Annotated in this window: 11 protein-coding genes; 4 read left to right on the top strand and 7 right to left on the bottom strand. The window is 47.6% G+C overall.

Features of this window, described 5'->3' with window-relative positions; all coding sequences use genetic code 11:
• Positions 1 to 72: 72 nt before the first annotated feature.
• Complete coding sequence (locus NSS66_RS17000) at positions 73 to 774, bottom strand: histidine phosphatase family protein (RefSeq protein WP_023986825.1); 702 nt, start codon at positions 772 to 774, stop codon at positions 73 to 75.
• Between the two features lie 72 nt (positions 775 to 846).
• Positions 847 to 1,140, bottom strand: coding sequence for a hypothetical protein (locus NSS66_RS16995; RefSeq protein WP_023986824.1), 294 nt, complete (start codon positions 1,138 to 1,140; stop codon positions 847 to 849).
• A 172-nt stretch (positions 1,141 to 1,312) separates the two neighbouring features.
• Between NSS66_RS16995 and NSS66_RS16990 the strand changes: the two genes are divergently transcribed.
• Complete coding sequence (locus NSS66_RS16990) at positions 1,313 to 1,945, top strand: NUDIX hydrolase (RefSeq protein WP_053324547.1); 633 nt, start codon at positions 1,313 to 1,315, stop codon at positions 1,943 to 1,945.
• Between the two features lie 7 nt (positions 1,946 to 1,952).
• Here NSS66_RS16990 and NSS66_RS16985 read toward each other — a convergent pair whose 3' ends face one another.
• Together NSS66_RS16985 and NSS66_RS16980 are read right to left on the bottom strand one after the other, a co-directional pair.
• A complete protein-coding gene (locus NSS66_RS16985) occupies positions 1,953 to 2,741 on the bottom strand; it encodes a TrmB family transcriptional regulator (RefSeq protein ID WP_028541127.1) in 789 nt (262 codons plus the stop codon).
• A 65-nt stretch (positions 2,742 to 2,806) separates the two neighbouring features.
• Complete coding sequence (locus NSS66_RS16980) at positions 2,807 to 3,658, bottom strand: zinc ribbon domain-containing protein (protein WP_028541128.1); 852 nt, start codon at positions 3,656 to 3,658, stop codon at positions 2,807 to 2,809.
• A gap of 311 nt (positions 3,659 to 3,969) precedes the next feature.
• On the opposite strand from NSS66_RS16980, the gene NSS66_RS16975 reads away from it, so the two are divergent.
• Positions 3,970 to 6,396, top strand: a complete 2,427-nt coding sequence (locus NSS66_RS16975) for a UvrD-helicase domain-containing protein (protein WP_340959426.1) — start codon at positions 3,970 to 3,972, stop codon at positions 6,394 to 6,396.
• 266 nt (positions 6,397 to 6,662) lie between these two features.
• Here NSS66_RS16975 and csaA read toward each other — a convergent pair whose 3' ends face one another.
• Complete coding sequence (csaA, locus tag NSS66_RS16970) at positions 6,663 to 6,995, bottom strand: chaperone CsaA (protein ID WP_069010830.1); 333 nt, start codon at positions 6,993 to 6,995, stop codon at positions 6,663 to 6,665.
• 56 nt (positions 6,996 to 7,051) lie between these two features.
• Positions 7,052 to 7,957: a DMT family transporter gene (locus NSS66_RS16965; protein WP_068941256.1), complete on the bottom strand. Its 906-nt coding sequence runs from the start codon at positions 7,955 to 7,957 to the stop codon at positions 7,052 to 7,054.
• A 157-nt stretch (positions 7,958 to 8,114) separates the two neighbouring features.
• Here NSS66_RS16965 and NSS66_RS16960 point away from each other — a divergent pair, with 157 nt between their 5' ends.
• Complete coding sequence (locus NSS66_RS16960; RefSeq protein ID WP_068941254.1) at positions 8,115 to 9,008, top strand: AraC family transcriptional regulator; 894 nt, start codon at positions 8,115 to 8,117, stop codon at positions 9,006 to 9,008.
• A 242-nt stretch (positions 9,009 to 9,250) separates the two neighbouring features.
• Here NSS66_RS16960 and NSS66_RS16955 read toward each other — a convergent pair whose 3' ends face one another.
• A complete protein-coding gene (locus NSS66_RS16955) occupies positions 9,251 to 11,434 on the bottom strand; it encodes an alpha-galactosidase (RefSeq protein WP_340959425.1) in 2,184 nt (727 codons plus the stop codon).
• Positions 11,435 to 11,673: 239 nt separating this feature from the next.
• Between NSS66_RS16955 and NSS66_RS16950 the strand changes: the two genes are divergently transcribed.
• On the top strand, positions 11,674 to 12,513 hold the full coding sequence (locus tag NSS66_RS16950; protein ID WP_264454234.1) for an AraC family transcriptional regulator: 840 nt from the start codon (positions 11,674 to 11,676) through the stop codon (positions 12,511 to 12,513).
• The last annotated feature ends 125 nt before the right edge of the window (positions 12,514 to 12,638 follow it).

The following is a 12,638-nucleotide window of genomic DNA, read 5'->3' as shown; positions in this document are numbered from 1 at the left end:
TATATGACTACAACAAACGGCTTAAGACGATGTACCGTCTTAAGCCGTTTTGGTATGGTGTGAGAGATCTGATTAGTTGAAATTGGTGATAATGCCACGGGGTCTGACGGGCAAGCCCTCAGCGTACAGATGGGAAACATCACCGAAGCCGATGCAACGGGGAACTGCCCATTCCTGGGAGCGCTCATCAAACAAGATCGTGGTTACGGAGCTAGGCGGCATCCAAAAGCCGGACCAGACCAAGGCCAATGGCAGCTCCAACAGATGAGCAAGCCAGGTCAGCCCGAAGCCGCCATGACAAAATACGGCCACCTGATCTTCGGTGTGCTTCAGAATCCGGTACCTGCCCTCCACCCGCTCAAAGCCTTGCCGTTTCAGGAATTCATCGGAATGAAGCTTCAGCCGCTCGAAGGTTTCGGGACTCTGCGTTCCCTGATAATAGGAAATCTCCTGCCAAGAGTCATGAGTCGGCAGGGGCATTTCGGAACGGATCACTTCACCTGGCAAATCCCAATGGGAAAGACGGCCGTATGGAGTTTCCTCCAGCTTTAGAGCCAGCTCCTGTGTCCAGTGTTCCACTTCATGAGTCATACCCAGAGAGTCGGCGGTGTAGCGCATTGTATCCAAAGCCCGCCCCAAAGGAGAGGCATAAATTCGATCCAGTCCGTGACTGGAAAGCCGTTTGGCCAGTGCCTGGGCTTCCAAATGCCCCTCCGGCGTGATGGTGTTATTGGGGTAATCGGGGTCTGCGTGTCGGATAATATACAATCTCATTATTGGTTCTCCGTTCCTATGAATGGCGACAGGATCGCTTTATCTCATTCCATCGATTAGTTCTCCTGATCTTTAACGTTTATTCAGCAAATTTTCCAAAATCGCGCGCAAATCCCTGTCTTCCTGGTAGACTTCCTCACCTGTATCCAGTTCAATAACCCGGATATATGTATAATTAGCTCTGACATCGACTGGTTTAAAAATCAATTCCTCCGGATTGTCTGGGCGGACATCATAGCCCATATTTTTGAACATATCCGTGATTTGATCAATCCCCGGCTTGCCTCCGCTTTCCAGCATAATCAACCCGCGCAGTTCCTTGGGTTCCTCCGGATGCATGACTCGAAAATGTACTATACATTCCATGTAAAATCGCTCCTTTCAATCGTAAATCTGTGTGATGTTGCAAATCCTCATGTTCCCAGCATACCCCAAATGCCACTCCACATTCCACACCCGCCTTCATATCGTCAGGACAGAAAACACGTTATACTGTAAAGAAGACCTTTGATTTCTGCTTACTATAGGAGGAACCACGATGACTAGCGAGCTTCTGGATATCTACGATGATGAAGACAACCCTCTTGGCACAGCCTCGCGACAAGACGCACATGCCAAGGGATACTGGCACCATACCTTTCACTGCTGGCTAGCACGAGACACTTCGACAGGCCGTCGCTTGCTGTTCCAACAGCGTCAGGATACGAAGGACACCTTCCCCGGATGCTACGATATTACAGCAGCCGGTCACTTGACGGCAGGCGAAGATATGTCTCAGGCGGCTCGTGAGCTGGAGGAAGAACTGGGCATTCATGTTCCCTTTACCTCATTAACACCGCTGATGACCGTTCGGTATGAAAGCAAAGGTACCGCACAGGGCACCTCTTTTTGGGATCGGGAGGTTAGCTCGGTGTTTGGACTGCTATCGAACCAGCCATTGGAAGCTTATCACCTCCAGCAAGAAGAAGTAGCCGGACTGTACGAAGCAGATCTTGACCAAGCACTGGCCCTTTTTGAAGGCCATATTCCCTTTATCGAAGCCCATGGCATTACGTCGGGGCCAAATCCAGAAAAAAACCGCCGCCTGATTACATCGGATCAATTCGTGCCTCATAAGGCGGGCTATATTACATCTATATGCCGGGCACTGATGGAACTTCCTACCCGGTAATCTTTAGCTATTCTCCAGCTGACATATATTTGCCGATAATGCCTTCATACCGCCAGCCATACCGGGTCGACAGTTCTCTGCCCATATCATGCTCCAGCTCATACAGAATAAGATCCTGAGCAAAATGATTAAGCAGCAGGCCTGTCATTACCGGATGCTCGGTAATAAGCGCCTGTGTCGGGCAATTCTCTCCCCGCATACCCAGCATGCACCAACGCCGATCAATAACAAAAGAAAACTTCCGCCCTGCTGGTTCCTGTCCGTCTGTACCAGACCCAGACGGTAACCACGGTCCCATCATGCTTTCTCCGTTATCGCAGGACCAGAGCAGACGCACACCTCGACCCTCAGCTTTCTCCAACTCTGTCCGCAGCAGCTCAGCTTCCTCGCGCCACAAATCCAACACAATCTCATGCTCTGCCCGTTCCAATTCACGTGTCAGACTTTCCAGCACCTTCCGATCGCCTTCCGCATTATAAAAGGTCGGCTTGGTTGGTTCTGTTCGTGGCATTTCTTTCTCCACTGCGCGTAGGGACTCCTGCATTTGTCCTTCGATCATCCGGGTCAGTTCACCCGGTGGCAGCATGCTGTAACGTACAGGCTCTCCAGCACTGGTTCTGAGGTATCCCTGCCCGGCCAAACGCTGTAAAGCCGCGTACACGTTGGAGCGCGATGCACCCAGACGCTTAGCCACTTCATAGCCGGAAGCCGCATTTTGCCTCGAAAGCTCGACCATAACCTTGGCTTCCATTTCCGTAAAACCCAGATTCCGCAGATGATGCAGCAAACGCTCCATATATTCTGTTCCCCCTATGCTGCCCGGCGTTATGTCTGTGTCCTGCAGCAGCCTGTTCGGCTGCGTCAAATCTGTTCAGCTCCGCAACGCGGGCACCATTTGGACCCTTTGGGTAGTTCTGCAGTACAGATTTGGCATTTTACATTTTCACGTACTTGTGCAGACGGCGTTGCCGGCTTCTCGGCCCCGGAGTTGTTGGCCTTCCAATATCGGATTCGCTCGTCCAGCTCCTCCTGGCGCTCACGCTCGCGTTCCAGTTCTTCAAGACGACGGTGTTCTTTTTCCAGTTCTTCCTGACGACGGCGCTCCCACTCAGCGTCGAATGCCGCTTTTTCTTCCGGTGTAAAATCAGATACTGTGTAATCGCGGTCTAGTCCCGCTGGTTCGTGTGTTTCATACCGCTCATCCTGTTCCTGTTCATGCCGATCGACTACTTCCTGTTCTGCATACTCCGTGTAAGCAGGCGCAGCATCCTTCACTACCTCTGGCTTGCGCAGATCAAAAGAATAGACGTCCGTTGGCACCTCTTCACGCACAGCAGCTACTTGTTTGGAAGCAGCCTGTCCTTCATTGAGCTTGCGTCCGCATTTGGGGCAAAAGTTCGCATCCAGAGGCACAACCGCTCCACAGGTGCATAAATGAGCGTTTTTCAATTCTGCAATTCTACTGCGCAACTCGTCAATTTCATCCTGAAGCTCATCACATGCAGTGGATAGCTGTGTCATCTCGGTTTCTGCCACCGACATGTCGGATGCGCGGTAACCTTCGTAAAAGATCTGACCCATTCGTAAGAAATGAACATCCATTTCCTGCTGAATCGTTGTAATTTGTGAATTGATCTTACTAATCTCGACAGCATGCTGCGCCTTTTCTGTTGCGCGATTAGCGCCTTCCTTTATACGTTGAATCAGCTTCATCGTTATTTCCTCCCCATTATCCAGCCGGATTTCACTATACCGTCCGTATATCCCAAAGTTTTTTTCTGTTGGCAAACCTCGAACTCCTGTATAATGGAATGCGGTCATATTGCCTGTTTGAAGGCTATTGGCATTAGCGTCAACGTATTGACGTTCTGTCGCTCCGGCAAGATCCGCATGAATTTCAGCATTATTTTAGTCCATCGCCTTGTTCTTATCGTCAGCTAAAGCTGACTAGAACTCTATCATACCAAAAACTACCCCCATTTGTGAAAATGGAAGATTTTAAGAACGAAAGGGGTTTCAGGATTATGGACCCAAATCCTTCTTTTTACCCCCGACCCATCGGGGTTCCTTATTCAACGTCGAGCCCTCAGGCACGTCGTGCTTCCATGGATACCAGTATGACGCTGGTGCCCGACACCGACCAAGACTCGGCCTATTTTCGTGCTTTAGAGAACGCCGGCATTCACCTGAATCGCCCGCAGATCCAGGCCGTCCGCCACGGCAAAGGCCCCCTTCTGACCCTTGCAGGGGCTGGCTGCGGCAAAACCACAGTGCTGGCTGCCCGCGCAGGCTACCTGATGGCGATGCGGGATGTCCCTGCATCGTCCATTCTGCTGGTGACCTTCACCAGCAAGGCAGCTGCCGAAATGAAACTGCGCATCGCGGGATTACCCGGTGTGCGCCCTGCCGCTGCACGTGCAGTTCAGGCTCGCACGTTTCACTCATTCGCTTTGGCGATGCTGCGTCATCGCGGCGTGCAAGATGAAGTGTTCGGTGAAACGCAGGCCCAGCATACCGTCATGAAAATGATGCTGCGGCAGCTTGGACTCAGCGAGGCTTTCCAGCCGGAAAGCCTGCTGTCTGCTCTCTCCGCCTGGAAAGCGGAAGGCCGCAGCGCGGACGAGCTACCGGAAACCGTGCGCGAGGAATCGGATGCCAAGCGTGCCATGCTCGCTTATGAAGCGTGGAAACAGGAGCGCAATAAAATGGATTTTGACGATATTCTGCTGCGTGCCTCCGCACTGCTGCGTGACCCGGATGTGCTTCAGCCGCTTCAGCGGCGTTTTTCACATATCATGGTCGATGAATTTCAGGATACGAATGCCCTGCAATATGAGATGGTGCAACGATTGGCTGCCCGACATCGCAATCTGATGGTCGTGGGGGATGATGACCAGACGATCTATACCTTTAATGGGGCACGTCAGGAATCCATTCTGGAGTTTGACAAAGTCTATAAGGATGCAAAGGTCATTACCCTGGATATTAATTATCGCAGCGATGCGCGGATTTTGGGGCTGGGCTCTAACATTGTCGCCAAAAATGTTCATCGACGCTCCAAGCGTCTTTCGGCTGCCGGGCGTGAAGGCTTGCCGCCGCAGTTTGCCACCCCATCCGGACCCGAGGAAGAAGCGGGGCATATTGTTACCCATCTACTAGGACAGGTAGAGGAAGGTCGGCTGCGCTACCGGGATATCGCTATTTTGCACCGGACAGCCAGCGGAAGCCGATCTATTTTTGAGCAATTAATTATGCGGGATGTTCCATTTATTCAGTATGGAGCAGGGGCTGTATTTTATGATCAGTCCCTGATTCGTCCCTTAATGGATCACCTGCGCTTGTCGCTGAATCCCCGGCGTATGGAATCCATTCCGAGCACCCTCGGGCCGCTGTACGTCTCCCGTGAGGCGGGTATGGAATGGATTATGCGCGAGGAGAAACAGCAGGCTAAAAAATACCCGCTGATTCATCTCAGCCGCTGGGATCGACTACGTGATTTTCAGCGTGAGCAGGTAAAAGAACGTATTCGTTTGATTCGCAGTCTCACTACAATGAAGCCTGCCTATGCCATTCAAGAAATGCGGCGCATCTTTTATGACAAATATTTGGAGAGCGGAGATACGGGCGCGTGGACTCATTATAAGGAAACGATGCAAGAAAGTCTGGAGGAGCTCGAAACGGCAGCCAAGCGGTTTGACACCGTGGAGGCGTTCGTCAGCTTTGCGGACGAGCTTTCCGAGCGTCACCGCCAAATGGAATCGCTGCGCAGAGAGGAAGACAGCGATGCTGTTCGGCTCATGACGATCCACCGCGCCAAGGGGCTGGAATTCCCTTGCGTATATTGGATCGGAGCCAGCGAAGGCATTCTGCCGCACAGCTCGGCGCTGCACAGCGAGCTGCCGGAGGATCGGCGGGCAGGCGCCGCCCCGACTACCGCTGTGGATAACGATGCAGCGCTTGAAGAAGAGCGCCGCCTCGCTTATGTGGCCGTCACCCGGGCGAAGGAGTTGCTGTACATCACCTCTCCCGCCTCTAATCATGGCAAGCCTGCCGCCGTGTCACGCTTCCTGTTGGAAGCCTATGGGGTCACCCCTGAGGTTTCCAAGCCAGAAGCACGCCGCAGCAGCTTCGGCCAACCGAAGGGTGCTTCCGGGTATAGCAGCCGTGCTGGCGCTGGATCGCCAGCGTCTGGCACAGCGACCCGCGTGAGCAGCAGGCCGGGACCAAGCAGCGCTACGGCACGGACGACCTCGTCGGTGGCAGGGTCTTCGGCAGAGCCACGTATCAACGTGCCCGTGTGGAAATGCACCGACGGCGCCTGCAAGGCGTGGATGCGGCGCGACACAACAAGCGGACGCCGTACAAGCGCGGCTAGCACAGGCACACCGCCGGCATGCCCGCTCTGCTCCTCCCCGATGACAGAGGGGACACGCAGCATCCCAGCCAGATAGGTATAAGGCGTATAGCTGGTATTGGAGAACTGTGCTTTTACTGGATTGGTGACACTCGTGATTTCCAGCCTAACTGTTGCAGATTTTAATGAATCAAATAAGCTTTAGACAGACCAATAATAGAAAAAGCGGCAGACTAGGACGTGAAAATAAAGTCCTAGTCTGCCGCTATCTATTTCAACTTGCTATTGAAGAATCGTATCCCGTTAGTTCAATGCCTTGCCTGTTGTGAAGTTATATATTTTACGGATTAAACAGCCGATCAATCATCCAATAGGTGTTCCATCAGGTAGTTTGATACCTGGTTTCAATAAAACCACATCCCCCTTTTCGGGAATTCCTCCAAGGACCAATACCTCTGAATTAAAGCCTGCTATCCGTCGAGGTGGAAAGTTGACTACACCTATGATTTGTTCCCCTATAATATCTTCAGCCACATATCTTTTTGTGATTTGTGCACTCGAAGCTTTTATTCCGATATCTTGTCCAAAATCAATTTCAAGTTTAATAGCAGGTACTTTTGCTTCTGCAAAAAACTCAGCTTTAATTATGGTTCCAACTCGAATATCTAGTTTCAAAAAATCATCAATCGTTGCCATCTAAACATTCTCCTCATCGATTGTTTTCTTCAATTTCGCGATAATGAATTTCAAATTTAATATTTTGCAACCGTAGTATACTTTAAAGATTTTGCCCAAAAATACATCCCCATACCGAATAAAGTCATGATTCCACCTATGAATTGAAATGCAGAGATTATTTCTCCCAAGAATAAGTAGGCGAGAATTATGGCAAGAACAGGCTCTCCAATAATACCAACTGAGACCGTAGTTGCACCCATCGATTTCAACAACAAATTAAAAATATATTGTCCAAAAATAGTTGGGATTACTGCAAGTAAAAAGAAATACATCCAATCCGACGAGTCATATTCGATCAAGGAATAATGATTCAACAAATTGTAGACCAGCATGACGCTGCCACCAATAAAAAAAACAATAACACTATATAAATTTGCATTTATTTTGTGGCTTACTTTCTGTCCTGCCAACATATATGCTGAAACCAAGATTGTTCCTACTAAAGATAATCCATCTCCGATTAATGCCTCTCTCGAAATCCCTATGTCTCCCCAAGCTATAACGATTGAACCGACAAGAGCGGCGATCAAACAAAGAATGGTCAATATATTTGCTCGTTCTCTGAACATAAAGTATGAACCCATCATTACAAATAAAGGCTGTAAGGATAAGATGACCATGGAACTCGCAACTGAGGTATATACTAAAGATTCCATCCAGAATAAGAAATATAACCCGAGAAAAAGACCAGCTATGAAAACAGTACTCCAATCTTTTTTGTTCATTTCTAAGGAACGAAACATTTTCCAAGGTACAAAGGGAAGCATTATGAGTACTGACATATACAATCTGTACATCCCAGCCACAGAGGTTGGAGTATCTGAGGATTTTATCATGATAGATGAGATAGAAACAGACAGTATGCTGATTAAAAGCAAAATATACGGATGAAACGGTAACGACGATTGATTTATTTTCACATATACGCCTCCAAGATGTCTTATCCAATCGCCTGTGCACAGGATTGTAATGATAAGCCGAAGATCTGGTATAATAATATCACCACTTTTATTTTATTTGTGTAACTATATCTTTAATTTATATAGAAATATCGTCATCAGAAAGGACCTCGCTAAAATGGAAAAACAATTGCATGAGACCATTCTATATCCCGATGTTTCATTTCCATACATCATGTACACCCATACTATTCATGCAAGTAGTCCTGAGGGTAGAGGATTCAACGATTTACATTGGCATGAGGAACTACAAATCACTTTGGTTACCAAAGGAAAGCTAGTGATACAAGTTAACGGCATTGATCATGAATTAGAAACAGGTCAGGCCATTTTAATTAATAAAGGTGTTCTTCACGTTACTACACACCTTACACATAACGGTCAATATGTCAGTTTTAATTTCCCTGAAAAGCTGCTGGCCTTTTATGCAGATAGTGCGATGGAAAAAAACTATGTACTGCCTTATACAAACTCTCTCTTATTGTCATTAGTAATCAAAGGAGATGCTGAATGGCAAATTCAAATACTGCAAATGCTTTGGGATATGAAACAGAAATTTGATATGAAAAAAAAATGGGGCTGGGAATACGAGGTTTCCATCAAAACGGCACAATTATGGTTAGTCTTAATATCTAATATTTCGCTGTCTTCTGAGGAAGCACCTAAATACATGAAATTGCAACAGGAGCGACTTCAATTGATGCTCAGCTTTATCCATCAAAACTACTCAGACAATATAACATTGCAAGAAATTGCTGCTATAGCACATTTAAGTATTTCGGAATGCACTCGTAGTTTTAAGAGAACCATTCATATGACACCTTACGACTACTTAATTAAGTACCGTATCAAGAAAAGCAGCGAGTTATTAATTTCAACAGATTCTACAATAACTGAAATAGCCCACAGAGTGGGGTTCAATCATGTAAATCACTTCATTCAGTCTTTTAAAAAACATCATAAAAAAACACCTAATGAATTCCGGAAATTTAGAAATGAATTCATTAATTAAGGAATGAAGCAGCTGTCAGCGTAACGACTTACTCTGTTGATGATCCTGTTTTCAATCAACATTCAAATGTAACTCCTACATCTTCCTCAGTTTCATGTCATTCATCATTCGTATAAAAAAATGGCTTCCCCCTCCTCAATCAGTACAGCTGCTGTACGCAAAATGCCCCTTTTCATACAAAAAGGGGCATAACTCAATCGATTGTCTTTTCTCTTTCAGCAGTTGTACTGTTGTACTGTCCTTTAAGCCTTACCGGACCTTATTGCCCGGAGCCTGAACCATCCACTTTCATAGTCTTTCTGTCTGTAGAGAAGAGGGAGGCCCAACTTCATAAGCCGATCCCCCCCATGGATAGACTTTTGCCCGCTATTTCCTGACTGAACTTCATATTCGAGCTCTGGATTTAGTCCGTCAAGGCGCAGGGCTCGCCAAGGCGCGTTCGGGACAGCCATCACTTGGAAATAGTAGACGATGGCATCCTCTTGGTCTTCAGAAACAAACATCCAAGCCGATTCGTTATCTTCAAACGGGTTCTTTAAGCGATACAAGTCACCTTTCTGTACTAAGCCACGTATCTGCTTGTATACTGCGATTTGGCGTTTGACCGTCTCTTTTTCCTCATCGGTGAATTTCGTGAGATCAAGCTCATATCCAAAATTTCCGGACATGGCGACATCACCTCGAAAATCAAGGGGCGTTATGCGTCCAACTTGATGGTTCGGAACTGCCGAAACATGCGCTCCGATTGCGCTTACAGGATAGACAAGGCTAGTTCCATATTGAATCTTCAGGCGTTCCACCGCATCGGTATTATCACTAGTCCAGACTTGAGGCATGTAGTAAAGCATGCCTGGATCAAAGCGTCCTCCGCCACTTGAACAGCTCTCGAAAAGAATATGTGGAAATTCGGTGGTGATGCGCTCCAACAGCTCATACAATCCAAGAACATAGCGATGGGCAGTCTCGGATTGGCGTTCCGGCGGCAGAGCAGCAGAACCGATTTCCGTCAGACAGCGGTTCATATCCCATTTCACATAAGAGACTGGCACGCTGGAGAAAATGGCAGCAAGTGAATCGTAGATGAAATCGCGCACTTCCTTGCGAGTATAGTCCAGCACTAGCTGCCATCTGGCTTCGCTGCGCCTGCGTCCCGGAACGTGGAGGCACCAGTCCGGATGCTCCCGGTACAACTCACTGTCCGGAGAGATCATCTCTGGCTCAAACCAGAGCCCGAATTTAAGACCCAGCCGATTGATACGGTTCGCGACATCCGCGAGTCCGTCTGGCAGCTTCCGACGATCCTCGTACCAATCGCCGAGAGACGAATTGTCAGAATCCCGTTTTCCGAACCAACCGTCATCTAAGACAAATAGTTCGATGCCTAGCTCAGCCCCCTCTTTCGCTATCGATACCAGCTTATCTGCATTGAAGTCAAAATAGGTAGCTTCCCAGTTATTGACCAGAATAGGGCGTTCTTCGTCCCGATATTTCCCTCGGCAAAGTCGAGTCCGATACAAGCGATGATACGTCCGCGACATATCTCCCAGTCCTTGACCGGAGTAAACCATAATTGCTTCTGGCGTTTGGAAGCTCTCCCCTGGGCTCAGTAACCACGAAAAGTCAAAGGAGTTCACGCCGATGTTAAACCGTGTTGAGCCAAATGAATCCATTTCCGCTCCCGCCTCAAAGCCCCCGCTGTACACGAGGCTAAAGCCGAATGCCTCGCCATAGCATTCCGTTGTCCCCCGAGTGACCAATGCAGTAAAAGGGTTGAGTTGATGGCTGCTCATGCCCCTTTTACTATCAATTCGGGTTTCACCTTGAAGAATCGGTTTGCGGGTAATATTCCCCTCCCGAGCCCATGCTCCCGAAAGATACATGAACTCTAAATCGCTTTTACCCGAAAAATCGACACAAGCACTTAGAGCACGGAGAAGTCGAAGATTCTTGGCTCCCGTATTACTCAAACGAGCCGAACGAGCGATTACGTTTCGATCCGCGAAGACGGTGTAAAGAAGAACAACTTTAAGACCTGAAAAGTCATCTTTTAACTCCAGTTCCAACGTATCCGCTTCGTCTTCATTCTCGGTATATACGGCCGGAAGCCCGGTTAATGATGGCTTTCCCTTGATGATCCGGTAACCGTCGTACTTTAACTCCGTGATACGAGTTCCATCTTCAAGTTCTACTTGATACGCAGGGTTACGGAAGTCCCCACTCCCATACTGCGGGTACTCTTGCGGTAGCCGATCCAATCCAGCCGTCGCAGAAGTGTGAAGCAATAGATCGGTCATTGATTCGCGGTGCTTCAGTCTATCTCCCCAATATACATGCACAGGAAATCCATCCACAATCTGAATAATATAACTCATGCCCGACGACTGTAGATGAAACAGCCCCGTTTGCTCTTGAACAATGATACCCATTGGAAAAACAACCCCTCCCTCTAGATCATACCCCTCGGAAATCCGCACCTAAAAAAGGACATAGAAGAACCTTTTTGTAACACCACCAACTAAGTCCACATGGTGTAAAGCTTGATAAGCTCCTCATTAGTCGCAATAGGTTCTACAGAAATGATATATTAATTTTAGATATGAAGTACATGGCATGGTACTCACTATTTATGTTATAATGCTTGATAATTTACATAAGGAGATTTAGCGTGATAGAATATTTGCCACGTAGTAAACAGCACTCTGAATTGTATCTAACTCAGTTTGGCATGGAGGAATGCATACCGGGGCACTTTTTTGGACCTGCGATAAGAGATCACTATCTGCTCCATTATATTTTGGACGGAGAAGGTACCTTCGAGGTCGGTGGATTCAGTTATCGCTTGCGGAAAGGTCAGTGGTTTCTAATCTGCCCCCAGGTCATCACTTTTTATCAAGCCGATGCAGTGAATCCTTGGTCTTATTGCTGGTTTGGTTTTAACGGAGCACTGGCAGAAACGCTCCTCAAGCAATCAGGCCTAACGATGACGCATCCAATCCTCTACTTTGAAGGAGACCATTTGATTTATCAATATTTGCAGCTAATGAATGAATCAAGTGGATGCCATAAAGCTCGGGAAACCAGACTAACCGGTCTGCTATGCTTAATGTTATCGGAGCTTATAGAGTTCGGCCCGGTAACGCCCCCCGAACAAAAGGAAAGCCGGGCGGAAATTTACGTGGAAAAAGTGAAGGATTTTATTGAAATGAATTATGCTCAGAAAATTACCATTGAGCACATTGCAAATTTTATCGGACTCAATCGAAGCTATTTATGTTCGTTATTCAAACAACAAGTAAACACAAGCATTCAGGATTATTTGGTTCGCTATAGGATCAACAAAGCATGTGAAATGATGGGAAACGCTGAACTTTCGATAGGTGATATTTCCCGTTCAGTCGGCTATAACGACCCTTTACTCTTCTCGAAAATTTTTAAAAAGGTAAAGGGATTCTCCCCCAAACATTATCGAACTGAAACCCATGCTCAAAGTCAAGCCGACTACTAAAAATACAATCGCTGACTCATTTGGAGGATGGACGACATCAACTCAATGTTTGTCACCTATTCGGCATGGACTCCAAGAGCAGAGATGACGTTCTACCCGACTACTGGTAAGAGGCCTCTTACGAA

It is taken from the genome of Paenibacillus sp. FSL R10-2748, assembly GCF_038005565.1.
GTDB classification, from domain to species: Bacteria; Bacillota; Bacilli; order Paenibacillales; family Paenibacillaceae; genus Paenibacillus; species Paenibacillus polymyxa_B.
This window is presented reverse-complemented; position numbering and strand designations above follow the sequence as displayed.